Origin of the sequence: Burkholderia sola (genome assembly GCF_905400185.1) — a bacterium.
In the GTDB taxonomy this organism is placed as follows: domain Bacteria; phylum Pseudomonadota; class Gammaproteobacteria; order Burkholderiales; family Burkholderiaceae; genus Burkholderia; species Burkholderia sola.
The window spans coordinates 540,196-566,093 of sequence record NZ_FR989675.1 but is presented as its reverse complement, the minus strand read 5'-3'; the positions used below and the strand labels follow the sequence as shown (position 1 = coordinate 566,093).

Sequence of the window (25,898 nt, the reverse complement as noted above, 5' to 3'; positions counted from 1 at the left end):
TCATCAAAGTATTCCCTTTTAGAAAAAACATCGTTATAGTTACGTTCTTGCTTGTGACGACGCAGCGATTCTTAACGAAGACGGCGAAGTCAGAAGAGCAAAAATCGGGGTGTAGCTTAGCCTGGTAGAGCGCTACGTTCGGGACGTAGAGGCCGGAGGTTCGAATCCTCTCACCCCGACCAGATTTAAAAAAACCGTGCACCGCGTGCACGGTTTTTTTTCGTCCGGCCGCCGCGGGCCCTCGTGTCGCGCGCGACACATCGCGGTCGCCGGCCTCTGCTATATTTCCCCCATCCCTGTCCTTCACTGCCCTTTCCAACGCGTGGACCAAATTCCCTTATGGGCGCAAATCGGCGCCGTCTTCCTGCTTCTTCTCTGTTCCAGCTTCTTTTCCATTTCCGAGACCGCGATGATGGCGCTCAACCGCCATCGGCTGAAGCATCTCGCCGGCCAGGGCGCACTCGGCGCGAAAACCACGCAGGGGCTTCTCACGCGCACTGACTTGCTGCTCAGCGTGATCCTGATCGGCAACAACCTGTTCAACACGATCATCCCGGTCCTCACGACGTCGCTCGCGCTCCATACGTTCGGCCGCAACAACCTCGCGCTGTCGATCGCCACCGGCGTCGTCGCGTTCCTGATCATCGTGTTCGCGGAAATCGCACCGAAGATCGTCGGCGCGACGTTCCCCGAACGCATCGCGCTGCCCGCGAGCCTCGTGATCGCCCCGCTGATGCGCGTGTTCAAGCCGGTCGTGTGGTTCGTCAACGCGCTCGCGAACGGCGTGCTGTGGGTACTGCGCATCAACACGAAGACAGGCCGCGACCAGCGGATGTCGGCCGACGAGCTGCGCGCCATCGTGCTCGAATCGAGCAGTTTCATGCCGACCAAGCACCGCAGCATCCTGCTCAACCTGTTCGACCTCGAGAACATCACGGTCGACGACGTGATGGTCCCGCGCCGCCAGATCGAGTCGCTCAACTTCTACGCGCCGCTCGACGACATCCTGCATCAGCTCGAAACCTGCTATCACAACCGGCTGGTCGTCTACGAAGGCGACATCGACAAGGTGCTCGGCGTGCTGCACGTGCGCAAGACGCTCACCGGGCTGCACAACCAGGATTTCGACCGCGAGACGCTCCGCGCGCTGCTCGCCGAACCGTACTACGTGCCGTCCGGCACGCCGGTGGTCCAGCAGCTCCAGTTCTTCCAGGAAACCCGGCAGCGCACCGCGCTCGTCGTCAACGAGTACGGCGAACTCGAAGGGCTCGTCACGCCCGAGGACATCATCGAGGAACTGATCGGCGAATTCACGACGTCGATGCCGCGCAGCGAACGCGCGGGCGGCTGGGACGAGAACGGCGAATGCATCGTGTCGGCCAGCATGCCGCTGCGCGAGCTGAACCGCTGGCTGCACCTGAAACTGCCGACCGACGGGCCGAAGACGCTGAACGGACTGGTACTCGAGATCCTCGAGGAAATTCCGGAAGACGACGTGTGCCTGAAAATCGGCGACGTGATGCTCGAGGTGATGCGCAGCGACGATCAGGCAGTACGCACCGTCAAGCTCTTCAAGCCGCGCGGCACGCGCACCGTGCGCGCCGCCTCGCGCTAGGGCCGGTTCACGCTAATAACGGGCTAGCGCTAGCCGAACGGCCGACTGCCGGCGCTGGCCGCGACGCGCGATGATCTGCGCATCACGGTCAACTGGCGGCCAGCGTGCCGGCTCACATGCACTTTCCTTCCTCCGCGGCGTCGCTACACGCGCGGTCGGCGCCCGCGCACGCCGACGCGCCGCCCGCCGACACGCCCCATGCACTCGATGCGGCCCAGCTCGACGATGCCCCCGCCGTACGGCTGCTGACGGACACGCTGCACGCGGCGCGCGTGCGCGACGCGTCGGACATCCACGTCGAGCCGTTCGAAGCCGGCTGGCGCATCCGTCTGCGCATCGACGGCGTGCTGCATGAACACGCGCGACCGCCGCTGCACCTGCGCGATGCGCTCGTCACGCGGATCAAGGTGCTCTCGCGCATGGACATCGCCGAGCGGCGGCTTCCGCAGGACGGCCGGCTGCGCATCGCGATCGACGGCGGCACGCGCGGCGACTATCGTGTCAGTTCGCTGCCCACGCTGTTCGGCGAAAAGCTCGTGCTGCGGCGGCTCGAAACGCTGCCGCCCGATCTCACGCTGGCCAACCTCGGCTTCGATGCGCGGCAGGCGGCCGCGATGGAGGCCGCGATCCGCGCGCCGCATGGCCTCGTGCTCGTCACGGGCCCGACCGGCAGCGGCAAGACGCTGTCGCTCTACTGCGCGCTGCAAATGCTCGATCGCGACGCGCACAACGTCTGCACGGTCGAGGATCCCGCCGAGATCCAGCTCGACGGAATCAATCAGGTCGGCGTCGCCGACAAGGCGGGGCTCACGTTCGCGACGGCGCTGCGCGCGCTGTTGCGACAGGACCCGGACGTCATCATGGTCGGCGAGATTCGCGATGCGGAGACGGCCGACGTCGCGATCAAGGCCGCGCAGACCGGCCATCTCGTGTTGTCGACGCTGCACACGAACGACGCGCCGGCAGCCGTCGCGCGGCTGCTCGACATCGGCGTCGCGCCGTACAACCTCGCCGCCGCGCTGCACCTCGTCACCGCGCAACGCCTCGTCCGGCGCCTGTGCGTTCACTGCCGCGCGCCTTCGGACGCATCGGCGCGCGCGCTGCGGGAATCCGGCTGCGACCCGGCGGCGCTGGCGGCCGGCTGGCGGCCGTTCGTCGCGCGCGGCTGTTCCGCCTGTCACGGGATCGGCTATCGCGGCCGCATCGGCCTGCATCAGACGATGCCGGTCTCGCCCGCGCTGGCCGAGCGCATCGTCGCGCGGGCGAGCGTCGGCGAACTCGCGCACTGCGTGGCGGCCGAGGGCGTGCGCACGCTACGCGACGCGGCATTCGCGCGCGTCATGGACGGCACGACGAGCCTCGCGGAAGCCGTCGCCGCCACCCCCGCCGCGTGAACGTGCGCACGCCGCCGCGCGAAACCCGCTTCGCATGGCGCGGCCGCCATCGCGACGGCTCTCCACGCCGCGGGATCGTCATCGCGTTCGACGCCTCGGCCGCGCGCGCCACGCTCGCGCGCGACGGCATCGCGGTACTGTCGCTCGACGTCCGCGGGCCGGCCCGTCCGCCTACGGCGGCCGCGCGCGACATCACGCGCTTCACGCGCCAGCTCGCGAGCCTGCTGCAGGCCGGCCTGCCGCTCGCGCCGTCGCTCGAGATGCTCGCGCGCACCCGCACGCGCGACGGCGTGCCGCGCATTGCCGCGGGTCTCGCCCGCGAGATCGTCGGCGGCCGGCGCTTCGCCGATGCGCTCGCACGCTATCCATCGCAATTCGGCACGCTGTATCGTCAGTTGATCGAGGTCGGCGAAGCGTCCGGTTCGCTCGGCGTCGTGCTGACACGGGTCGCGGAACACCGCGAGCGCGCCGATGCGCAATGGCGCAAGCTGCGCGCCGCACTCGCGTATCCGGCCGCCGTCATCCTGTTCGGGCTCGCGATCTCCGCTGCATTGATGATGTGGGTCGTGCCGACCTTCCGGCAGATCTTCGACGGTTTCGGGGCCGCGCTGCCCGCGCCGACCCGCGCGCTGCTCGCGCTGTCCTCCGCGCTGTCGGCGTGGGGCGGCGTACTCCTGGCCGGCGCGGCCGCCACGGGCCTTGCCGCGCGGCACGCGCTGCGGCGCTCGGCCGCGCTGCGTCACGCGCTCGCGCGGCGCCTGCTGCGCGCTCCGCTCGCAGGCAGCGCGCTCGAGCGATACGCTGCCGCACGCTGGTGCCGCTCGCTGGCGACCCTGCTCGGCGCCGGCGTGCCGCTCGCCGATGCGTTCGCCACGCTGGAGCGCACGGCCGGCCACCCGGTGTTCGCGCACGCCACCGCGCACATCGCCGCACGCGTGTTGCGCGGCGTACGTCTGGCCGATGCGATGCATTCGGCCGGCTGCTTTCCGGACGACGTCGTGCAGCCGATCGCCGTCGCCGAGGAAACCGGTGCGCTCGACACGATGCTCGCCGACATCGCCGCGCTGTGCGAACGCCAGCTGGACGCGCGCCTCGATGCGCTCGCGGCGCTCGGCGAACCGTTGATCGTGATCGTGCTGGGCGCACTCGTCGGCGGTCTCGTGATCGCGATGTATCTGCCGATCCTTCAACTCGGCAACGTGGTGTAGCATCGCAACCGATTCTGTCGCCTTTTAAGTCCGAACCTTGAGCCTCATGACGCCCGCGCCCCTGTCCGCCGTTTCCGATTCGCCCGAGAGCACGCTGCTCGCGCTGGCGATGCTGCCGCCCGCGCTGCAGTATGCGTTCGCGGTCGTCGTCGGCCTTTGCATCGGCAGCTTCCTGAACGTGGTCGTGCACCGGTTGCCCGTGATGATGCAGCGCGCATGGCAGGCCGAGATCGCCGAGGCGACGGGCACCGCGAGCGCCCCGCCCGACGACGGTTATCCGCCGCGCTACGATCTGTGGCGCCCGCGCAGTGCCTGCCCGCATTGCGGCCACGTATTGCGCGCGTGGGAAAACATCCCGCTCGTCAGCTACCTGATGCTGCGCGGGCGCTGCCGGCGCTGCGGCCATGCGATCGGCATCCGCTACGTGCTCGTCGAGATCGCGTGCGCAGGGCTCGCCGCCGGCTCGCTCGCGGCGTTCGGCCCGACCGTCGCCGCGCTTGCCGCGTTCGCGTTGTGCGCGGCGCTGCTCTCGATGAGCGCGATCGATATCCGGACCGGCTACCTGCCCGACTCGATGACGCTGCCGCTGCTGTGGGCAGGGCTCGTGCTGAACCTCGGCGGCACCTTCACGTCGCTGCGCTCGGCCGTGATCGGCGCGATGGCCGGCTACCTGTTCCTGTGGTCGATCTACTGGCTGTTCAAATGGCTGCGCGGCATCGAGGGCATCGGTTTCGGCGACCTGAAGCTGCTTGCCGCGCTCGGCGCATGGATGGGCTGGGCCGCGCTGCCGCAGGTCGTGCTGTTCGCGGCGGTGACCGGCGCGATCGTCGGGCTCGTCGCAACCTGGCGCGGCCGCATGCGCTTCGAGGAGCCGATTCCGTTCGGCCCGTTCCTCGCGGCCGGCGGCGTCGCCACGCTGTTTTTCGGCACCCCTTTCTATGCGGCGCTCGGAGGCTGACATGTTTTCCGTAGGACTCACGGGCGGCATCGGCAGCGGCAAGACGACCGTTGCCGACCTGTTCGGCGCCCGTGGCGCATCGCTCGTCGATACCGACCTGATTGCCCACCGCATCACCGCGCCGGGCGGCCTCGCGATGCCCGCGATCGAGCAGGCTTTCGGTCGCGACTTCGTGGCCGCCGACGGCTCGCTCGATCGCGCGAAGATGCGCACGCTGATCTTCAGCGACGACGCCGCGCGCCGGCGCCTCGAAGCGATCACGCATCCGCTGATCCGCGCGGAGACCGATCGCGACGCGCGCAAAGCGCGGGGCCCGTACGTAATGTTCGTCGTGCCGCTGCTCGTCGAGTCGGGCACCTGGAAGGCGCGCAGCGATCGCGTGCTCGTCGTCGACTGCCCGGTCGAAACGCAGATCGCGCGCGTGATGCGGCGCAACGGTTTCACGCGCGAACAGGTCGAAGCGATCATCGCGCGACAGGCGTCGCGCGAAGCCCGCCTCGCGGCGGCCGACGACGTGATCGTCAACGACGCGCTCACGCCCGACGCGCTCGCCGCGCAGGTCGATGCACTGCACCAACGCTATGTCGAATTCGCGGCCGCCGCGCACTGAGCATCGCGCGCAATCGTGATGGTGTACGAAATTGGCGCGTTGCTAGGGTAGAGAGGGGGCATTAGAATGTCCTTCATTGTTTCAATCCCTACCCAAGAGGCGAGCGCGCTTGATTCTTTACGAGTATCCGTTCAACGAGCGAATTCGCACGCTGTTGCGTCTCGAAGATCTGTTCGAGCGCTTCACGTTCTTTTTGGCTCAGGAGGACCCGCGTGAACACCACGTCGCGCTGACGACGCTGTTCGAAATCGCCGAGGTAACGGGCCGCGCGGACCTGAAATCGGATCTGATGAAGGAGCTCGAACGTCAACGCCAGACGCTCGCCCCCTTTCGCGGCAATCCGGGCATCGAGCAGAACGCGCTCGAGGCCGTGCTCGGCGAAATCGAGCAGACGCTCGCGAATCTCGCGCAGATGCAGGGCAAGACCGGCCAGCACCTCGTCGACAACGAGTGGCTCGCCAGCATCCGCAGCCGCGCGGTGATTCCGGGCGGTACCTGCAAGTTCGACCTGCCGTCGTACTACGCGTGGCAGCAATGGCCTGCGGAGCAGCGGCGCCAGGACATCGCGAAGTGGGTCCTGCCGATGCTGCCGTTGCGCGACGCCGCGGCGATCGTGCTGCGGCTCGCGCGCGAATCGGGTCAGGCGTCGAAGGTCATGGCGATGCAGGGCAGCTACCAGCAGATGCTGTCCGGCCGCACCTACCAGCTGATGCAGGTACGGGTGCCGCCGGAGCTGCGCGTCATTCCCGAGGCGAGCGCCAACAAATACATGCTGTGGGTGCGGTTCACCATGCAGGACGGCGATGTACGGCCGCGCGCGGTGGACATCGACGTGCCGTTCCATCTGACACTGTGTAATCTGTAACGGCCACGTGCCGGATCGATGCTTTCGTATGACTACCGTTGTGAAATGTCCTTCGTGCGGCGCCGAAGTGCGCTGGACGCCTGAAAACAAGTTCCGTCCCTTCTGTTCGGCCCGCTGCAAGCAGCTCGACCTCGGCGCATGGGCCGCGGAAAAGTATCGGATCGGCGGCGCCTCCGACGAGGGTCCGTCGTCGGAAGAAGACGGCACGGACAACCGCCGCGACAGCTGAGCGGCGCGCGACGCCGCCGTCCGCTGATATGGCCCGCGTTTCAGGCGGGCCGCCGCGGCGTCATTGCGACGCCGCTTCCTTCTCGAGCAGTTCGAGCACCGGCAGCGCCGCCGGCAACAGCGGCGCAACCTCGACCGGCAGTTGCTGCCACACGAACGCCTGCCCTTCCTTGCTGTGCGGCTCGCCCGTCCAGCCCGTCACCTTGCAGAAATAGAGCCGCACATACGCGTGCGGATAATCGTGCTCGAGCGTGTGCCAGCGGTGGCTGGCCGTGACGTCAATGCCGAGTTCCTCGTGCAGCTCGCGCGCCAGCGCGTCCTCGACGCTTTCGCCGGCCTCCAGCTTGCCGCCCGGAAACTCCCAGTAACCTTCATACGGCTTGCCCGGCAGGCGCTGCGCGAGCAGATAACGCCCGTCCGGCTGCACCATCACGCCGACCGCGACTTCGGTCACCTTGCGACCGTCCGGCGCCCGCACGGCGCCCTGTGCCTGATCCGCGCTCATGCCTGCTCCTTGCGGCCCGACCAGTCCCGCGCGAACTGCCACGCGACGCGGCCCGAACGCGAGCCGCGCTCGAGCGCCCATACGAGCGCGTCGCCGCGCGCGGTCTCGATCTCCGCATCCGGGCAGCCGAAGTGACGCAGCCAGTGCGCGACGATGTCGAGGTAGTCGTCCTGCTTGAACGGATAGAAGCTGACCCACAGGCCGAAGCGCTCCGACAGCGAGATCTTCTCCTCGACGACTTCGCCGGGATGAATCTCGCCGTCCGGCAGATGCTTGTACGACTCGTTGTCGCTCATGTACTCGGGCAGCAAATGGCGGCGGTTCGACGTCGCGTAGATCAGCACGTTGTCCGACTGCGCGGCGATCGACCCGTCCAGCGCGACCTTCAGCGCCTTGTAGCCCGATTCGCCGTCCTCGAACGACAGGTCGTCGCAAAACACGATGAACCGCTCCGGACGCTGCGAGATCAGGTCGACGATGTCGCCGAGATCGTGCAGGTCGTCCTTGTCGACTTCGATCAGGCGCAGCCCGTCGTTCGCGTACGCATTCAAGCACGCCTTGATCAGCGACGACTTGCCGGTGCCGCGCGCGCCGGTCAACAGCACGTTGTTGGCCGGCTTGCGCTGCACGAACTGCCGCGTGTTCTGGTCGATCAGCACTTTCTGGCGATCGATGTTGTGCAGGTCGCCGAGCGTGATCGACGACACGGCCGGTACCGGCTGCAAGTAGCCGCGCCCCTGGCGCTTGCGCCAGCGGAACGCGTGCGCCGCGTTCCAGTCGATGGCCGCCGGTGCGGGCGGCAGCATTCCTTCGAGACGGCCGAGCAGCGCTTCCGCGCGCGTCAGAAACTGTTCAAGCTTGTCCATGTCGTTCGAGCGCTCCCGATCAGGAGCGGTAATCCGCGTTGATGCTCACGTAATCGTGCGACAGGTCGCACGTCCAGACGGTGGCCTGCGCGTCGCCACGGCCGAGCAGCACGCGGATCGTGATCTCGCTCTGCTTCATCACGCGCTGGCCGTCCTCTTCCTGGTAGGCCGGGTTGCGGCCGCCCGCCTTCGCGACGAGCACGTCGTCCAGATAGAGGTCGATCTTGCCGACGTCGAGATCCGCGACGCCCGCATAGCCGATCGCCGCGAGAATCCGGCCCAGGTTGGGGTCGGATGCGTAGAAGGCCGTCTTCACGAGCGGCGAATGGCCGATCGCGTACGCGATCTGGCGGCATTCGGCGACGCTCTTGCCGCCTTCGACCTGCACCGTCATGAATTTCGTCGCGCCTTCGCCATCGCGCACGATCAGTTGCGACAACACCTGCGCGACTTCCGTCACCGCGTCGCGCAGCGCCGCATAGGCCGGCGAATCGGTCGACGTGATGGCCGGCAGCGAGCTCTTGCCCGACGCGATCAGGATGAACGAGTCGTTCGTCGACGTGTCGCCATCGATCGTGATGCAGTTGAACGAGCGGTCGGCGACTTCCTTCACCAGCGTGTCGAGCACCGGCTGCGCGACGTTCGCGTCGAACGCGAGGAAGCCGAGCATCGTCGCCATGTTCGGCTTGATCATGCCCGCGCCCTTGCTGATGCCCGTCAGCGTGACCGTGTGACCGTCGATCGTCACCTGGCGCGACGTCGCCTTCGGCAGCGTGTCGGTCGTCATGATCGCCTGCGCGGCGTCGAACCAGTTCGCGGCCTGGCGGTTCGCGAGCGCGGCCGGCAGGCCGGCCTTCAGGCGGTCGATCGGTAGCGGCTCGAGGATCACGCCGGTCGAGAACGGCAGCACCTGCGCCGGCGCGATGCCCGCGAGACGCGCGAGCTCCGTGCAGGTCTCGCGTGCGTTCACGAGGCCCGGCTCGCCGGTGCCCGCGTTCGCATTGCCCGTATTCACGACCAGCGCGCGGATGCCCGCGCCGCCCGCACGGACCTTCGCCAGGTGCTCGCGGCAGACGGTGACCGGCGCCGCGCAGAAACGATTTTCGGTGAACACGCCCGCGACCGTCGCGCCTTCGTCGACGGAAATGACCAGCACGTCCTTGCGATTCGGCTTGCGGATGTTCGCTTCCGCCCAGCCGAGCGTGACGCCGGCGACGGGATGCAGTTGGGCGGGATCGATCGACGGAAAATTGACAGCCATGGGGCACACCTGCCGGATGGAAAATGCCGGCATGCGCCGGCATCGATTGGAAGAACCGGCGGCCCCACGCGGGCCGCCACAACTCACATCACTGACTCGACGCTGCGAACGACGCGGCACGCGTGACGCGCGCCGCCGCCGATCATGACAGCTTCCCGTGACATTGCTTGTACTTCTTGCCGCTGCCGCACGGGCACGGGTCGTTGCGGCCGACCTTCGGCATTTCGCCGCCGGGGCCGCTGTGCGTCATCGCGCTGCCGACCATGTCGGCCGTCGCCGTGGCCGCCGTGGCCGCCGCGGCGGCCGTGACGTTCGCGACCGGCGCACCGGCGTCCGCGTAGTCGGCGTGCTGGTATTCGACGTTCTCGAGATGACCGCCGCGCTCCTCGATCTGCTCGGCCGCCTCCTCGAGCTGCTCCGGCGACTGGATCTGCACGTTCATCACGACGCGCGTGACTTCCTGCTTGATCGCGTCGAGCATCGCGGCGAACAGTTCGAACGCCTCGCGCTTGTACTCCTGCTTCGGATTCTTCTGCGCATAGCCGCGCAGATGGATGCCCTGACGCAGGTGGTCGAGCGCCGCGAGGTGCTCGCGCCACAGGCGGTCGACCGTCTGCAGCATCACCGAACGCTCGAACGCGCTGAACGATTCGCGGCCGACCAGCGCGACCTTCGCGTCGTACTGCTCGTCGGCGGCCGTCGTCACCGCGTCGAGAATCTCCTCGGCCGTGATCGACGACGACTCGTTCACCATTTCCTGGATCGCGAGGTCGAGCTGCCAGTCGTTGCGCAGCGCTTCCTCGAGCTCGGGCACGTCCCACTGCTCTTCGATGCTGCCTTCCGGCACGAACTGGCGGACGACCTCGGTGATCACGCCGTGACGCATCGCGGTGATCGTCTCGGTGATGTCGTGCGCTTCGAGCAGCTCGTTGCGCTGCTGGTAGATCACCTTGCGCTGGTCGTTCGACACGTCGTCGTATTCGAGCAGCTGCTTGCGGATGTCGAAGTTGCGCGCTTCGACCTTGCGCTGCGCCGATTCGATCGACCGCGTGACGATACCCGCCTCGATCGCCTCGCCTTCCGGCATCTTCAGGCGATCCATGATCGAGCGCACGCGGTCGCCCGCGAAGATGCGCAGCAGCGGATCGTCGAGCGACAGATAGAAGCGCGACGAGCCCGGATCGCCCTGGCGGCCCGCACGGCCGCGCAGCTGGTTGTCGATCCGGCGCGATTCGTGGCGCTCGGTACCGATGATGTGCAGGCCGCCCGCGGCCTTCACCTGCTCGTGCAGCGTTTCCCACTCGTCATGCAGCTGCTTGATGCGGCGTGCCTTTTCGTCGGCCGGGATCGCGTCGTCGGCGTCGATGAACGCGGCCTGCTTCTCGGCGTTGCCGCCGAGCACGATGTCGGTACCGCGACCGGCCATGTTGGTCGCGATCGTGATGCGCTTCGGACGGCCGGCTTCCGCGACGATCGCCGCTTCACGCTCGTGCTGCTTCGCGTTCAGCACTTCGTGCGGCAGCCCGGCCTGCTTCAGCAGGTGCGACAGCAGCTCGGAGTTCTCGATCGAGGTCGTGCCCACCAGCACCGGCTGGCCGCGCTCGTAGCAGTCGCGGATGTCGCGGATCACCGCGTCGTAGCGCTCCTTGGCCGTCTTGTAGATCTGGTCCTGCTTGTCGATCCGCTTCGGCGGGCGGTTGGTCGGGATCACGACCGTCTCGAGGCCGTAGATCTCGTTGAATTCGTACGCTTCGGTGTCCGCGGTGCCGGTCATGCCGGCCAGCTTCGCGTACATCCGGAAGTAGTTCTGGAACGTGATCGACGCGAGCGTCTGGTTCTCGCTCTGGATCTTCACGTGCTCCTTCGCCTCGACCGCCTGGTGCAGGCCGTCGGACCAGCGGCGGCCGGCCATCAGGCGGCCCGTGAATTCGTCGACGATGACCACTTCGCCGTTCTGCACGACGTAGTGCTGATCCTTGTGGAACAGCGTGTGGGCGCGCAGCGCGGCGTACACGTGGTGCATCAGCGTGATGTTCTGCGGCGCGTACAGGCTCTCGCCCTCGCCGATCAGGCCCCATTCGGCGAGCAGGCGCTCGGCCTTCTCGTGGCCCGATTCCGTCAGGAATACCTGGCGCGCCTTCTCGTCGAGCGTGTAGTCGCCCGGCTTCTCGACGCCCGTGCCGTCGGCCTTCTCTTCGCCGATCTGGCGCTCGAGCAGCGGCGGCAGTGCGTTCATCCGCACGTACAGCTCGGTGTGATCCTCGGCCTGGCCCGAAATGATCAGCGGCGTCCGCGCTTCGTCGATCAGGATCGAGTCCACTTCGTCGACGACTGCAAAATTCAGTGCCCGCTGCACGCGCGCGTCGGTCTCGTAGACCATGTTGTCGCGCAGGTAGTCGAAGCCGAATTCGTTGTTCGTGCCGTACGTGATGTCCGCCGCGTACGCCTGCTGCTTCTGGTCGTGCTCCATGCCGGACAGGTTGATGCCGACCGACAGACCGAGGAAGTTGTAGAGGCGCGCCATCCATTCGGCGTCGCGCTGCGCGAGGTAATCGTTGACGGTCACGACGTGCACGCCGCGGCCGGCCAGTGCGTTCAGGTACACGGGCAGCGTCGCGACGAGCGTCTTGCCCTCGCCGGTGCGCATTTCCGCGATCTTGCCGTAGTGGAGCACCATGCCGCCGATCATCTGCACGTCGAAGTGCCGCATCTTCAGCACGCGGCGGCTCGCCTCGCGACAGACCGCGAAGGCCTCGGGCAGCAGCTTGTCGAGCGACTCGCCGGCCGCGACCCGCTGGCGGAATTCATCCGTCTTGCCGCGCAACTGGTCGTCCGTCAGCTGCTCGATCTGCGTTTCGAGCGCATTGATCGTCGCGACGGTCTTTTGGTATTGCTTGACGAGCCGCTGGTTGCGGCTGCCAAAAATTTTCTGGAGAAAACCGGTTGTCATCGGATCGGATCCTGCGTCGCAGCACCGGCGCCCGGCGCGTGGTACGCGCCCCGGTGCCCGAGCCTCGGCGGCTTAGCGAATTAGTGGACTCAAACGACGAATTTTAGCACGCGGGGCCGCATGCGCCTGCGTTCCGGCCGGACGGCCATTGCGCGCCGGGGCCGGGTGGGCGTGGGCGAAAGCCGCCCGTGCGCGGGCCGGCGCGGGTACAATCGGCTGCAACGTCCGCGCGCGTGCGCGCTCGAAGAAAGCCTCGATGAACCGATTTTCCAAGCGTTTCGGCCCGCTCGCCGCCTATCGCCCGCAACCCGTGTCCGAAGTGCTCGGTCGTACCGACGCATTCGCGGCGCTACGCGCCGGCGTCGAGCAGATCGCGTCGCTGCAGCGCGACCTCGGCGCGTGCCTGCCCGACTATCTGGCGAATCACGTCGAACCGGGCTTCATCAAGGATGGCACCCTGACCCTCTTTGCCGCGCACAATGCGCTGGCCGCCCGGCTGCGACAAGTCGAAGTGCGACTGCTCGGCGATCTCCAGAAGCGCGGCTGGCCCGTGACGACGCTGCGCGTGCGCGTGCGGCCGAAGGACGCGCCGGAGCCGCCGCACGTGAAGCAGGCGCGGATGACGTCGACCGGCGCCGCCGCGCTGCGCGACCTCGCCGACCACCTCGAACCGTCGCCGCTGCAGGCTGCGCTCGCACGGATGGCGGCGCGGCACGGCGCGAAACCGCGCTGACTGCCCCGGCCGCCAACGGCGGCCAGCCAACAAAAAAGCGACCCGAGGGTCGCTTTTTTATCGCTTGCGGTAACGAATGCCGGTCACGCGAAGGCCGTCTGCGCGTCGAACGCGAACCCCTTCGGCGCAGCCTGCGGATCGTCGAACGTCACGATGTCGTACGCGTCTTCGTGTGCGAGCAGCTCGCGCAGCAGCGCATTGTTCAGCCCGTGGCCCGACTTGTACGCGGTGTACGATGCCAGCAGCGGATGGCCGACCACGTAGAGGTCGCCGATCGCATCGAGCATCTTGTGCTTCACGAACTCGTCGTCGTAGCGCAGCCCGTCGTTGTTCAGGATCCGGTACTCGTCGAGCACGATCGCGTTGTCCATGCTGCCGCCGCGGGCGAGACCCAGCTCGCGCATCATTTCGACTTCATGGGCAAAACCGAACGTGCGCGCGCGCGCGATCTCGCGCACGTACGACGTATTCGCGAAATCGACCTCCAATTCCTGGCCGGTCTTGTCGACGGCCGGGTGACGGAAGTCGATCGTGAACTTCAGCTTGAAGCCGAAATACGGATCGAGACGCGCGAACTTGTCGCCATCGCGGATTTCGACCGGCTTCTTCACCTGGATGAAGCGCTTCGGCGCGTTCTGCTCTTCGATGCCGGCGGATTGAATCAGGAACACGAAGGACGCGGCGCTGCCGTCCATGATCGGGATTTCCTCGGCCGTCACGTCGACATAGAGGTTGTCGATGCCGAGGCCGGCGCACGCCGACATCAGGTGCTCGACCGTCGACACGCGCGCGCCATCCTTCTGCAGCACCGACGCGAGCCGCGTGTCGCCGATCGACATCGCGGAGGCCGGGATATCGACGGGCGTGGGCAGGTCGACGCGCGTGAACACGATACCCGTGCCCGGCGCAGCCGGACGGAGCGTCAGTTCGACCTTGCGGCCCGAGTGGAGACCGATACCCACGGTCTTCACGATGGATTTGATGGTGCGCTGCTTCAACATGGTCTTCTTCGTCTTGATTGAAGATATCAATCAGGAGTTATATTCGATAGGCGAGATTATAGCGTAATTCCCAATTCAACGCTGTTTGAAACTGCGTATCAATCTGTTTCGTCTGTTTACCCGCGCCGATACGGGACGGGCCAATGCCCGGAACGGAGGCGTTTCCGGTCATCGGCCCGTGTTACAACTGCCCTGAGGCCGGTGAGCAGCGTTGCCGGAAGGCAACGGCGCACCGCACGATCAGGACGTCAACGTCGCGAGAACACTCGCCGCATCGCTCACTTCGAACTTGCCCGGCGCCTCGACGGCCAGCGTCTTGACCACACCGCCGTCAATCACCATCGCGTAGCGCAGGGAACGAATTCCCATGCCACGCGCGGACAAATCCTGCGTCAGCCCCAGCGCATGAGTGAAAGCCGCGCTGCCGTCCGCCATCATGCGCACCTTGCCCGCGGTGTGCAGATCACGTCCCCATGCGCCCATCACGAATGCGTCGTTGACGGACACGCACCAGATCTCGTCGATCCCCGCCGCGCGCAGTTGCTCGGCGTGTTCGACGTAGCCCGGCACATGCTGCGCCGAGCAGGTCGGCGTGAACGCGCCCGGCAATCCGAAGATCACCACCCGCTTTCCCACAACCTGGTCGCGCACGCTGTAGGCGTTCGGCCCCAGCGTGCACCCTTCGCGCGCATCGTCGATGAACTCGAACAATTGCGCGTCGGGCAGCGCGTCGCCCACTTGAATCATGGCTGGTCCCTCATAGCGATACGGTTTTTCAGCGTGTCGCGGACAGCACGGCCCATCCCGCTCCGCTCACGCGAAGAGGGCACGTTTCCCGGCCCGGCGTCGCATCCGACGCGGCCTGTCGTGATCCGTGGCATCCGTCACGCCGGCGTTACCGCGGCAACTTCGCCGCGGCTTCGCCTGTGTGCGTCGTCAGTCAGCCTGCTTGCGCAGGAAAGCCGGGATGTCGTACGTGTCCACCCCCTTCTCCTGCAGCGCCTGCACGTGCGATGCCGCGGTTTCGCGCGAGTTGCGCCACACCGCCGGCGTATCGAGCGCGCCGTAGTCGGCCGTGCTGACGTGTTGCGCCGGCGCATAGCCGTGCGACACCGCGCTGACCGGCTGGTTGTCCGTACCCGTGCGCAGCAGCGTCATCGGTGCCGACTGCTGCTTCTTCGCCGCACGGCCCAGCCCCGTCGCCACGACCGTCACGCGCAGTGCATCGCCCATCGCGTCGTCGTACACCGCACCGAAGATCACCGTCGCATCTTCCGCCGCGTAGCTCTTGATCGTGTTCATCACTTCGCGCGTTTCCGACAGGCGCAGCGAACGGCTCGACGTGATGTTGACCAGCACGCCGCGCGCGCCCGACAGATCGACGCCTTCGAGCAGCGGGCTCGCCACGGCCTGTTCCGCCGCGAGGCGTGCGCGATCGACGCCGGCAACCGTCGCCGTGCCCATCATCGCCTTGCCCTGCTCGCCCATCACTGTCTTCACGTCTTCGAAGTCGACGTTCACGAGGCCGTCGACGTTGATGATTTCCGCGATACCCGCCACCGCGTTGTTCAACACGTCGTCCGCGCACTGGAAGCACTTGTCCATCTCGGCGTCATCGCCCATCACGTCGAACAGCTTGTCGTTCAGGACGACGATCAGCGAGTCGACGTGATCCTCCAGTTGCTGCGAGCCTGCTTCGGCGACGCGCATGCGCTTGCCGCCCTCGAACTCGAACGGCTTGCTGACGACACCGACCGTCAGAATGCCCATCTCCTTCGCGATCTGCGCGACCACCGGTGCCGCGCCCGTGCCCGTGCCACCACCCATGCCGGCCGTGATGAACACCATGTGCGCGCCGCGCAGTGCGTCGGCGATGCGCTCGCGCGCTTCTTCCGCTGCCGCACGACCCATTTCCGGCTTCGCACCGGCGCCCAGACCCGTGTTGCCGAGCTGGATCACCGACGATGCGCGCGAACGCGACAGCGCCTGCGCGTCCGTGTTCATCACGATGAAGTCGACGCCCTGCACGCCGCGGTTGATCATGTGCTGGACGGCATTGCCGCCAGCGCCGCCAACGCCGACCACCTTGATGATGGTGCCGTTGGTCTCGGTTTCCAGCATTTCGAATTCCATTGTTGCCTCCGTCAAGAGAATGACTGCTACTCGGCCGTTATTCGGCAGGAGATCGGGCAACCCCCTGTCGCGCGCCAGCCGCCGGCACCAGCGCGAATTTCGATTCGGTATTTCAGAAGTTGCTCAGGAACCATTCCTTCATCCGCGAGAACACCTGCCCCGCGTTGCCGGACTGCACGGCGACCTTGCGGCCGCGCATGCGCTGCGCACTGCCTTCGACGAGCAGCCCCATCGCCGTCGAGTAGCGCGGATTGCGCACGACGTCGGACAGGCCGCCTGCATATTCCGGCGCACCGATGCGCACCGGCTTCAGGAAAATGTCTTCGCCGAGCTCGACCATGCCCGGCATCATCGACGCGCCGCCGGTAATGACCACGCCGGAGCTCAGGAGTTCTTCATAACCCGATTCGCGCACGACCTGCTGCACGAGCGAGAACAGTTCCTCGACGCGCGGCTCGATCACGGCCGCGAGCGCCTGGCGCGACAGCGTGCGCGGGCCGCGTTCGCCGAGGCCCGGCACTTCCACCATTTCGTCCGGATCGGCAAGCGCCTGCTTCGCGATCCCGTAGCCGACCTTGATGTCTTCCGCATCCGGCGTCGGCGTGCGCAGCGCCATCGCGATGTCGCTCGTGATCTGGTCGCCAGCGATCGGAATCACCGCCGTGTGGCGGATCGCGCCTTCGGCGAAGATCGCGATGTCGGTCGTGCCGCCGCCGATGTCGACCAGCACCACGCCGAGATCCTTCTCGTCTTCGGTCAGCACCGCCAGCGACGACGCGAGCGGCTGCAGGATCAGGTCGTTCACTTCCAGCCCGCAGCGGCGCACGCACTTGACGATGTTCTGCGCGGCGCTCACCGCGCCCGTCACGATGTGCACCTTCACTTCCAGCCGGATGCCGCTCATCCCGATCGGCTCGCGCACGTCTTCCTGGCCGTCGATGATGAATTCCTGCGTGAGGATGTGCAGCACCTGCTGGTCGGTCGGGATGTTGATCGCCTTCGCGGTCTCGATCACGCGCGCGACGTCCGTCTGCGTGACTTCCTTGTCCTTGATCGCGACCATCCCGCTCGAGTTGAAGCTGCGGATGTGACTGCCCGCGATCCCGGTGAACACGTTGGTGATCTTGCAGTCGGCCATCAGCTCGGCTTCCTCGAGCGCGCGCTGGATCGACTGCACGGTGGCCTCGATGTTGACCACCACACCTTTCTTCAGACCCTTCGACTCGCTCTGGCCGAGACCGATCACCTCGTAGTGACCCTCGCCCTTCAGCTCGGCGACGATGGCCACCACCTTCGACGTGCCGATGTCGAGGGAAACCAGCAGATCCTTGTAGTCTTTGCTCATAAAGTGCTCTTGCGTGTGATCTCTCGTTACTTCTTGCGCTTGTCGGTATCGGTCAGGAACCGCATGCCTGCCGCGCGAATCGCGAATCCGTTCGGATAGCGCAGGTCCGCGTACTCGATGTCGTTGCCCCAACGCTCCGTGACGGCCGGCCACGCGGCGACCAGACGCTGGCTCCGGTCATGCAGCGTGTCGCTGTTGCGTTCCTTGCCCAGCTCGACCTGCATGCCGTTCGACAGCTTCACCGTCCACGCGTACCGCGCCGACAGCGTCACTTCTTCCGGCGCCGCCTTCAGCGGCGCGAACCATTTCCCGAAGTCGCGATACCGCGTGACGACTTCCTTCGCACTGCCTTCCGGGCCGTCGAACGCCGGCAGTTCCTGCTCCAGCTCGCCCTGGTTCGCGGTGAACAGCTCGCCGTCGACGCTCACCAACTGATCGCTGCCCCAGGTCCCGAGCGGTTTGTACTCCTCGAGCGTGACAGCCAGCGCATTCGGCCACACCCGGCGCACGCTCGCGTGACGCACCCACGGCATCTGCTCGAACGCCGCGCGCGCCGTATCGAGATCGACCGTGAAGAAATTGCCCTTCAGCCGGCCGACCACGCCCGCGCGCACCGTGGGCGAATTGATGTGCTCGGTGTCGCCGTCGATCCGGATCTCCCGCAGCGCGAACGTCGGGCGCTGGATCAGCCAGTAGCAGCCGGCCGCCGCCAACACGAGCAGCAGCAGCGCGTACAGCGCGCTGGCGGCAAGGTTGAGTTGGCGAACGTTGTTCCACATACGTCGTTCCGTTCCTGCGTCAGTCGTTGAGCGTGAGCGACAGCACCTTCACGACCAGCTCCGAATAGCCGATGCCGACCGCGCGCGCGGCCTTCGGCGGCAGCGAGTGGTCGGTCATCCCGGGGGCCGTGTTCACTTCCAGGAAATACGCATTGCCGGCCGCGTCGACCATGAAATCCGCGCGCCCCCAGTCGGTGCAGCCAAGCACGTCGAACGCGCGGCGCGCGATGCGCTTCAGTTCCGCTTCCTGTTCCGCCGGCAGGCCGCACGGGATCAGGTACTGCGTATCGTCGGCGACGTACTTCGCGTGATAGTCGTAGAACTCGCCGGCCGGCACGATCTTGATCAGCGGCAGGTCGAGATCGCCGGCGATGCACGCGGTGTATTCGCCGCCGCCTTCGATGCTCTTCTCGACGATCACGATCTTGTCGTGCGTCGCGGCTTCCGACAGTGCGGCGGGCAACGCGTCGGCCGTCTTCACCTTCAACACCGCAACGCTCGAACCTTCGCTCGCCGGCTTCACGAACAGCGGCAGGCCGAGCTTCGCGACGATCTCCGTCGCGCGCGCCGCGTAGTCGTCACCGCGCATCACCGTCTCGAACGGCGGTGTCGGCACGCCCGTCTGCTGCCACACGAGCTTCGTGCGGAACTTGTCGAGGCCGAGCGCCGACCCGAGCACGCCGCTGCCCGTGTAGCGGATCCCGTAGAAATCGAGCGCGCCCTGGATCTGGCCGTTCTCGCCGTAGCCGCCGTGCAGCGCGTTGAACGCGCGCACGAAGCCTTCGTCCTTCAGCGCCGACAGCGGCCGCTCGGCCGGGTCGAACGGATGCGCGTCGACGCCTGCGTCGCGCAGGCCCTGCAGCACGAGGCGGCCAGAGGTGAGCGACACCTCGCGCTCGGCGGATTCGCCGCCGAACAACACCGCCACCTTGCCGAAACGTTTCGGATCGATCCCGCTCATGTCATCCCTTCTGTTGCGTGTTCTGCACGACCTTCGCCGGCACACCGCCGATCGAACCCGCGCCCATCGTGATCACCACGTCGCCGTTCTGCGCGACCTTCGCCAATGCGTCCGGCACGTCGTCGACCGTCGCGACGAACACCGGGTCGACCTTCCCCGCCGTGCGCAGCGCACGCGACAGCGCGTCGCCGCTGGCCGTCGGGATCGCGGCCTCGCCGGCCGCGTAGACTTCCGTCAGCACCAGCGCATCGACCGTCGACAGCACGTTGACGAAATCGTCGAAGCAGTCGCGCGTGCGCGTGTAGCGGTGCGGCTGGAACGCCAGCACGAGGCGGCGGCCCGGGAACGCGCCGCGCGCGGCCGCGATCGTCGCTGCCATCTCGACCGGGTGATGACCGTAATCGTCGATCAGCGTGTACTGGCCGCCGTCCACGCTCGGCACGTCGCCGTAACGCTGGAAGCGCCGGCCGACGCCGTTGAATTCCGCCAGCGCCAGCTGGATCGCGTCGTCCGACACGCCGAGATCGGTCGCGATCGCGATCGCCGCGAGGGCGTTCTGCACGTTGTGCAGGCCCGGCATGTTCAGCACGACCGCGAGCGGCGCACGCCCTTCGCGGATCACCGTGAAGTGCATCCGGCCGTCGTGCGCGTCGATGTCTTCCGCGCGCACCTGCGCGTCCGGCGACAGGCCGTAGCGCACGACCGGCTTCGAGATGAACGGGATGATCTGCCGCACGTTCGGATCGTCGACGCACACGACCGCGCTGCCGTAGAACGGCAGGCGCTGCGTGAATTCGATGAACGCCTGCTTCAGCCGCGCGAAATCGTGGCCGTAGGTGTCCATGTGGTCGGCATCGATGTTCGTGATGACTTCGATCACCGGATACAGGTTCAGGAACGACGCATCCGACTCGTCGGCCTCGGCGACGATGAAGTCGCCCGTGCCGAGCCGTGCGTTCGCGCCGGCGCTGATCAGCCGGCCGCCGATCACGAAGGTCGGGTCCAGCCCGCCCGCCGCGAGCACGCTCGCGACGAGGCTCGTCGTCGTGGTCTTGCCATGCGTGCCGGCGATCGCGATGCCCTGCTTCAGGCGCATCAGCTCGGCCAGCATCACCGCGCGCTGCACGATCGGCACGCCCTGGTGGCGCGCGGCCAGCACTTCCGGGTTGTCCGAGCGCACGGCCGTCGACACGACGACCGCGTTCGCGCCCTCGATGTTCGCCGCGTCGTGGCCGATCGCGACCCGCGCGCCCAGCGCCTCGAGGCGATCGGTCACCGCATTGCGCGACAGGTCGGAGCCGCTGACCTCGTAGCCGAGGTTGACGAGCACTTCGGCGATGCCGCTCATGCCCGCGCCGCCGATCCCGACGAAATGAATGTGTTTGACGATGTGTTTCATTGCAGTTGTTCCAGGTTCGCGCCGGCCGCCTTCGCGCACACGCGCGCGACTTCGTCGGTGGCCTCGGGCTTCGCGAGCGAGCGCGAACGTTCCGCCATCTCCGCGAGCGATGCACGCGACTGGCTGCGCAGCCAGTCGGCGAGCAGTTCCGCCGACAGGTCGCGTTGTTGCACCAGCACGGCCGCGCCCGCATCGGCGAGGAACGCGGCGTTGGTCGTCTGGTGATCGTCGACCGCGTACGGGAACGGCACGAACAGCGCCGCCACGCCCACCGCCGCGATCTCCGACACCGTCATCGCGCCCGACCGGCAGATCACCAGATCCGCCGCCGCATACGCGGCCGCCATGTCGTCGATGAACGGCACGAGCCGCACGTCTTCGCCGGCCGCGAAACCGGCCGCTTCGTAATTCGCCTTCAATGCTTCGATGTGCTTCACGCCCGCCTGGTGCACGACGCGCGGGCGCTCGCCCGGCGCCAGCAGCGCCAGCGCGCGCGGCACGACTTCGTTCAGCGCGGCGGCCCCAAGGCTGCCGCCGACGACCAGCACGTTCAACGGGCCGCTGCGCGACGCATAGCGTGCTTGGGGCGGTTCCGTGTGCGCAAGTTCCGCGCGAATCGGGTTACCCGTCCATTCCGCGTGCGGCAGCGCGCCGGGGAACGCGACGAGCACGCGCTTCGCGAGTTTCGCGAGCACCTTGTTCGTCAGGCCGGCGATCGAGTTCTGTTCGTGCAGCACGAGCGGACGCCCCGACAGCGCGGTCATCACGCCCGCCGGGAACGTGATGTAGCCGCCCATCCCGAGCACGACGTCCGGCCGCACGCGGCGCAGCGCGCCGAGGCTCTGCCAGCATGCGCGCAGCAGGTTGACCGGCAGCGTCAGCTTGGTCTTCAGGCCCTTGCCGCGCAGCCCGCCGAACCGCACGTACTCCATCGCAATGCCGTGCTTCGGCACGAGCGTCGCTTCCATCCCGGCCGGATTGCCGAGCCATACGACGCGCCAGCCCGCCGCCTCCATCCGGTGCGCGACCGCGAGCCCCGGGAACACGTGCCCCCCGGTGCCGCCTGCCATCACCATCAGCGTGCGTTGCGACGCGGTCATACCTTCCCTCCGCGCATCAGCACCCGGTTCTCGTAGTCCACGCGCAGCAGCACCGCGAGCGCGACGCAGTTCAGCAAAATGCCCGAACCGCCGTAGCTCACGAGCGGCAGCGTCAGCCCCTTGGTCGGCAGCAGCCCGAGGTTCACGCCCATGTTGATGAACGTCTGCGCGCCGAACCAGATGCCGATGCCCTTCGCCATCAGGCCCGCGAACGTGCGATCGAGCGCGAGCGCCTGGCGGCCGATTTCGAACGCACGGCGCACGATCCAGTAGAACAGCAGGATCACGACCAGCACGCCGACGAAGCCGAGTTCCTCGCCGATCACCGCGAGGATGAAGTCGGTATGCGCTTCCGGCAGGTAATTCAGCTTCTCGACGCTGCCGCCGAGGCCGACGCCGAACCACTCGCCGCGGCCGAACGCGATCAGCGAGTGCGTGAGCTGATAGGCCTTGCCTTGCGCGTAGCGCTCGTCCCACGGATCGAGATACGCGAAGATCCGCTCGCGACGCCACGGCGACAGCCACACGAGCATCGTGAACGTGCCGACCGCCGTCGCGACGAGGCCGCCGAACAGCTTGCCGTTCACGCCGCCGAGAAACAGCACGCCCATCGCGATCGCGGCGACCACCATGAACGCGCCCATGTCGGGCTCGAGCAGCAGCAGCGCGCCGACGAGGCCGACCGCGAACGCCATCGGCAGGAAGCCCTTCGCGAAGCTCTGCATGTATTCCTGCTTGCGCACCGTGTAGTTCGCCGCGTAGATCGTCACCGCGAGCTTCATGATTTCCGACGGCTGCATGTTCGTGATGCCGAGCGGAATCCAGCGGCGCGCACCGTTCACGCCCTTGCCGACGTGCGGGATCAGTACGATCACGAGGCCGACCAGCGCGATCAGGAACAGATGCGGTGCGTATTTATCCCAGGTCGACACCGGCACGCGGAACGCAACCACCGCCGCGATGAACGCGACGGTAAGCGACACGCAGTGGCGCATCAGGAACGCGTAATCGTGATACGACGCGTATTTCGGCGAATCGGGCATCGCGATCGACGCCGAATACACCATCACGACGCCGAGCCCGAGCAGCGCGATCGCGACCCACAGCAGCGAATAGTCGAAATCGAGCATCCGCGAACGGCTCGGACGCACGCCGTTGACGACGCTCGCGAGGCCGCCCGTCGCGGCGCGCGTGGCCGATGCGACGCGGCCGCCCGCGGCATTGCCGCCGGTGTCGCGCCGGTCGTTGAAACGGGAGACGAGGCGATCGGACCAGCTCATGACGTCGCTCCTTTGTCGATGGCGACTTCATCCACCGCCGCGCGGAACACTTCCGCGCGATGGGCGTAGTTCCTGAACATGTCGAGGCTCGCGCACGCGGGCGACAGCAGCACCGCATCGCCCGGCTCGGCCAGCTCGGCCGCCGCGTGCACCGCGCCTTCGAGCGTCGCATGGTCGGAAAGCGGTACGCCCGTTTCGGCGAGCGTGTCGCGGATCGCCGGCGCGTCGCGGCCGATCAGCATCACCGCGCGACACCAGCGCGCGACCGGCGCGACCAGCGGCGCGAAATCCTGCCCCTTGCCGTCGCCGCCCGCGATCAGCACGATCTTCTGCGCGAGTCCGTCGAGCGCGGCCACCGTCGCGCCGACGTTCGTGCCCTTGCTGTCGTCGACGTAGTCGACGTCGTCGATCGTCGCGATCACCTCGACGCGATGCGCTTCGCCGCGGTATTCGCGCAGTGCGTGCAGCAGCGGCGCGGCGGGCAGGTCGATCGCCCGCGCGAGCGCGAACGCGGCCAGCGCGTTCGCCGCGTTGTGCAGCCCGCGGATGCGCAGCGCGTCGGCCGGCATCAGGCGCTTCTGCGCGATGTCGGGCGTATGCGCGTCGCGCTTGCGCCGGCGGGTCGTCGTCGCTTCATCCGGCGCGTCGCGATCGACGGCTTCCACGAGCCACGCGATGCCGTTGTCGCGCGACAGCCCGTAGTCGCCGTCCTGCGTCGGTTCGTTCAGGCCGAACGTGACCGTGCGCGGTGCGTCGGCCGCGCCGGCTGCCGGCGCGAACTTCATCACGGCCGCGTCGTCGCGGTTCAGTACGCGCGTCGTCGTCGCGCCGAAGATCCGGCCCTTTGCCTGCGCGTACGCGTCGAAGCTGCCGTGCCAGTCGAGGTGGTCCTGCGTGATGTTGAGGATCGCGGCCGCATCGGGCGCGAACGTGCGCGCGGTCTCGAGCTGGAAGCTCGACAGTTCGAGCACCCAGACGTCGGGCAGCGCGGTTTCGTCGATCGCGCTCGCGAGCCGATCGAGCATCGCCGGGCTGATGTTGCCCGCGACCGCGACCTGCTTGCCCGAGCGGTGGCACAGCAAGCCCGTGAGGCTCGTGGTCGTGGTCTTGCCGTTGGTGCCGGTGATCGCGAGCACCTTCGGCTGGTAGCCGCTCGTGCCGAGCGCGCGCAGCGCCTGCGCGAAGAATTCCAGCTCGCCCCAGACCGCGACACCGCGCTCGTTCGCGGCCGCGACCAGCGCCGCGAGTGCGGGTTCGAGCGGCGACAGCCCGGGGCTCAGCCCGACGATCTCGACGCCGCCGTCGAGCAGCGCGGGCGTGAACGCCCCGCCAACGAACTCCGCATCGATGCCTTCGGCCTGCAGCGCGGCAAGGTTCGGCGGCGCCTCGCGGGTATCGGCAATGCGCAGCCGGCACCCGTGCCTCGCGCACCATCGCGCGATCGCGAGACCCGATTCCCCGAGCCCCAGTACGAGCACCATCGGCCGTTGCCGATCTCCAAACATCTCGCCAGACATCCTTGTTACCTTTCCTTTACCGCAGCTTGAGGGTGGTCAGACCGAACAGGCACAACATCAGGGTGATGATCCAGAAACGCACGACCACCTGCGTTTCCTTCCAGCCGGACAATTCGAAATGGTGATGCAGCGGCGCCATCTTCAGCAGGCGCCGCCCTTCGCCGTAACGCTTCTTCGTGTACTTGAACCACGACACCTGCAGCATCACCGACAGCGTTTCCGCGACGAAGATGCCGCCCATGATGAACAGCACGATTTCCTGGCGCACGATCACCGCGACCGTGCCGAGCGCGCCGCCCAGCGCCAGCGCGCCGACGTCGCCCATGAACACCTGCGCGGGGTGCGTGTTGTACCAGAGGAACGCGAGCCCGGCCCCGCCCATCGCGGAACAGAAGATCAGCAGTTCGCCCGCGCCCGGGATGTGCGGGAACAGCAAATATTTTGAATAGACCGCGCTACCCATCACGTACGCGAACACGCCGAGCGACGCGCCGACCAGCACGACCGGCATGATCACGAGGCCGTCGAGGCCGTCGGTCAGGTTCACCGCGTTGCTCGCGCCGACGATCACGAAGTAGGTCAACACGATGAAGCCCCATACGCCGAGCGGGTAGCTGATCGACTTCAGGAACGGCAGCATCAGGTCGGCACGCGCCGGCAGCCCCATCGACAGGCCGCTCCTCACCCATGCCATGAACAGGTCGAACACGCGTACGTTGTTCGCCTCGGACACGCTGAACGCGAGATAGACGGCCGCGAACAGCCCGATCACCGACTGCCAGAAATACTTCTCGCGCGACGACATCCCGCGCGGATCCTTGTGGACGACCTTGCGGTAATCGTCGACCCAGCCAATTACGCCGAAGCCGAACGTGACGAGCATCACGATCCAGATGAACCGGTTCGTCAGGTCACCCCACAGCAGCGTCGCGACCGCGATGCCGATCAGGATCAGCACGCCGCCCATCGTCGGCGTGCCGGACTTGACGAGGTGGGTCTGCGGGCCGTCCTTGCGCACGGCCTGCCCGACCTTCATTTGCGTCAGCTTGCGAATCACCCACGGTCCGCACACGAGCCCGATCCCCAGCGCGGTGATGGTGGCCATCACCGCCCGGAACGTGAGGTACGTGAACAAGCGCAAAAAGCTTGCGTCTCCTTGCAGCCATTGCGCCAGCGCCAGCAGCATGCTT

At 67.1% G+C, this 25,898-nt stretch carries 23 protein-coding genes and 1 tRNA gene; 9 read left to right on the top strand and 15 right to left on the bottom strand.

Annotated elements, in window-relative coordinates:
• Nucleotides 1-105: 105 nt before the first annotated feature.
• The 8 genes from KR541_RS02595 to KR541_RS02560 all read left to right on the top strand — a co-directional run bounded on the left by KR541_RS02595 (nt 106) and on the right by KR541_RS02560 (nt 6,879).
• A tRNA-Pro gene (locus tag KR541_RS02595) sits at nt 106-182 on the top strand.
• A gap of 140 nt (nt 183-322) precedes the next feature.
• A complete protein-coding gene (locus KR541_RS02590) occupies nt 323-1,615 on the top strand; it encodes an HlyC/CorC family transporter (protein ID WP_050013888.1) in 1,293 nt (430 codons plus the stop codon).
• Nucleotides 1,616-1,731: 116 nt separating this feature from the next.
• The gene (locus tag KR541_RS02585; RefSeq protein ID WP_124630571.1) at nt 1,732-3,009 is read left to right on the top strand and encodes a GspE/PulE family protein; all 1,278 of its coding nucleotides are present in this window, start codon (nt 1,732-1,734) and stop codon (nt 3,007-3,009) included.
• A complete protein-coding gene (locus KR541_RS02580) occupies nt 3,006-4,217 on the top strand; it encodes a type II secretion system F family protein (protein WP_089488153.1) in 1,212 nt (403 codons plus the stop codon). Before KR541_RS02585 ends, KR541_RS02580 begins: the two co-directional genes overlap by 4 nt.
• A gap of 46 nt (nt 4,218-4,263) precedes the next feature.
• Nucleotides 4,264-5,175 carry a prepilin peptidase gene (locus KR541_RS02575; RefSeq protein WP_050013891.1) on the top strand — a complete coding sequence of 304 codons (912 nt, stop codon included), beginning with the start codon at nt 4,264-4,266 and terminating at the stop codon, nt 5,173-5,175.
• A gap of 1 nt (nt 5,176) precedes the next feature.
• Nucleotides 5,177-5,785 (top strand): dephospho-CoA kinase, encoded by a 609-nt coding sequence (gene coaE / locus KR541_RS02570; RefSeq protein WP_050013892.1) that lies wholly within the window; start codon nt 5,177-5,179, stop codon nt 5,783-5,785.
• Between the two features lie 109 nt (nt 5,786-5,894).
• Nucleotides 5,895-6,650, top strand: coding sequence for a cell division protein ZapD (gene zapD / locus KR541_RS02565; protein ID WP_050013893.1), 756 nt, complete (start codon nt 5,895-5,897; stop codon nt 6,648-6,650).
• Between the two features lie 28 nt (nt 6,651-6,678).
• Entirely contained in the window at nt 6,679-6,879 is a 201-nt protein-coding gene (locus KR541_RS02560) for a DNA gyrase inhibitor YacG (RefSeq protein ID WP_011544509.1), read from the top strand.
• 60 nt (nt 6,880-6,939) lie between these two features.
• Here KR541_RS02560 and KR541_RS02555 read toward each other — a convergent pair whose 3' ends face one another.
• The 4 genes from KR541_RS02555 to secA all read right to left on the bottom strand — a co-directional run bounded on the left by KR541_RS02555 (nt 6,940) and on the right by secA (nt 12,460).
• Entirely contained in the window at nt 6,940-7,383 is a 444-nt protein-coding gene (locus KR541_RS02555; protein WP_050013894.1) for an NUDIX domain-containing protein, read from the bottom strand.
• Entirely contained in the window at nt 7,380-8,249 is an 870-nt protein-coding gene (locus KR541_RS02550; protein ID WP_050013895.1) for an ATP-binding protein, read from the bottom strand. The genes KR541_RS02555 and KR541_RS02550 overlap by 4 nt, the downstream gene beginning before the upstream one ends.
• Before the next feature lie 19 nt (nt 8,250-8,268).
• Nucleotides 8,269-9,510 (bottom strand): bifunctional glutamate N-acetyltransferase/amino-acid acetyltransferase ArgJ, encoded by a 1,242-nt coding sequence (gene argJ / locus KR541_RS02545; RefSeq protein WP_204383651.1) that lies wholly within the window; start codon nt 9,508-9,510, stop codon nt 8,269-8,271.
• Between the two features lie 142 nt (nt 9,511-9,652).
• Entirely contained in the window at nt 9,653-12,460 is a 2,808-nt protein-coding gene (secA, locus tag KR541_RS02540) for a preprotein translocase subunit SecA (RefSeq protein ID WP_050013897.1), read from the bottom strand.
• A 256-nt stretch (nt 12,461-12,716) separates the two neighbouring features.
• Here secA and KR541_RS02535 point away from each other — a divergent pair, with 256 nt between their 5' ends.
• Nucleotides 12,717-13,193, top strand: a complete 477-nt coding sequence (locus KR541_RS02535) for a DciA family protein (RefSeq protein ID WP_050013898.1) — start codon at nt 12,717-12,719, stop codon at nt 13,191-13,193.
• An 83-nt stretch (nt 13,194-13,276) separates the two neighbouring features.
• On the opposite strand, the gene lpxC is transcribed toward KR541_RS02535, so the two are convergent.
• From lpxC to mraY, 11 genes are all read right to left on the bottom strand, one after another.
• Complete coding sequence (gene lpxC, locus KR541_RS02530; protein WP_089488148.1) at nt 13,277-14,194, bottom strand: UDP-3-O-acyl-N-acetylglucosamine deacetylase; 918 nt, start codon at nt 14,192-14,194, stop codon at nt 13,277-13,279.
• Between the two features lie 240 nt (nt 14,195-14,434).
• On the bottom strand, nt 14,435-14,941 hold the full coding sequence (locus KR541_RS02525; RefSeq protein ID WP_050013900.1) for a peroxiredoxin: 507 nt from the start codon (nt 14,939-14,941) through the stop codon (nt 14,435-14,437).
• Between the two features lie 189 nt (nt 14,942-15,130).
• Complete coding sequence (gene ftsZ / locus KR541_RS02520; RefSeq protein ID WP_006487140.1) at nt 15,131-16,327, bottom strand: cell division protein FtsZ; 1,197 nt, start codon at nt 16,325-16,327, stop codon at nt 15,131-15,133.
• A 112-nt stretch (nt 16,328-16,439) separates the two neighbouring features.
• Nucleotides 16,440-17,672, bottom strand: coding sequence for a cell division protein FtsA (ftsA, locus tag KR541_RS02515; protein ID WP_006487138.1), 1,233 nt, complete (start codon nt 17,670-17,672; stop codon nt 16,440-16,442).
• 26 nt (nt 17,673-17,698) lie between these two features.
• Complete coding sequence (locus KR541_RS02510; RefSeq protein WP_006477014.1) at nt 17,699-18,451, bottom strand: cell division protein FtsQ/DivIB; 753 nt, start codon at nt 18,449-18,451, stop codon at nt 17,699-17,701.
• Between the two features lie 19 nt (nt 18,452-18,470).
• Nucleotides 18,471-19,412 carry a D-alanine--D-alanine ligase gene (locus tag KR541_RS02505; protein ID WP_050013901.1) on the bottom strand — a complete coding sequence of 314 codons (942 nt, stop codon included), beginning with the start codon at nt 19,410-19,412 and terminating at the stop codon, nt 18,471-18,473.
• A gap of 1 nt (nt 19,413) precedes the next feature.
• Nucleotides 19,414-20,811, bottom strand: coding sequence for a UDP-N-acetylmuramate--L-alanine ligase (gene murC / locus KR541_RS02500; protein WP_216089337.1), 1,398 nt, complete (start codon nt 20,809-20,811; stop codon nt 19,414-19,416).
• Nucleotides 20,808-21,911: an undecaprenyldiphospho-muramoylpentapeptide beta-N-acetylglucosaminyltransferase gene (murG, locus tag KR541_RS02495; RefSeq protein ID WP_216089336.1), complete on the bottom strand. Its 1,104-nt coding sequence runs from the start codon at nt 21,909-21,911 to the stop codon at nt 20,808-20,810. Before murG ends, murC begins: the two co-directional genes overlap by 4 nt.
• The gene (gene ftsW, locus KR541_RS02490) at nt 21,908-23,191 is read right to left on the bottom strand and encodes a putative lipid II flippase FtsW (RefSeq protein WP_050013904.1); all 1,284 of its coding nucleotides are present in this window, start codon (nt 23,189-23,191) and stop codon (nt 21,908-21,910) included. The genes murG and ftsW overlap by 4 nt, the downstream gene beginning before the upstream one ends.
• Entirely contained in the window at nt 23,188-24,696 is a 1,509-nt protein-coding gene (gene murD, locus KR541_RS02485; protein ID WP_124556619.1) for a UDP-N-acetylmuramoyl-L-alanine--D-glutamate ligase, read from the bottom strand. The genes ftsW and murD overlap by 4 nt, the downstream gene beginning before the upstream one ends.
• A gap of 28 nt (nt 24,697-24,724) precedes the next feature.
• Nucleotides 24,725-25,894: a phospho-N-acetylmuramoyl-pentapeptide-transferase gene (gene mraY, locus KR541_RS02480; RefSeq protein WP_006477019.1), complete on the bottom strand. Its 1,170-nt coding sequence runs from the start codon at nt 25,892-25,894 to the stop codon at nt 24,725-24,727.
• Between the last annotated feature and the right edge of the window lie 4 nt (nt 25,895-25,898).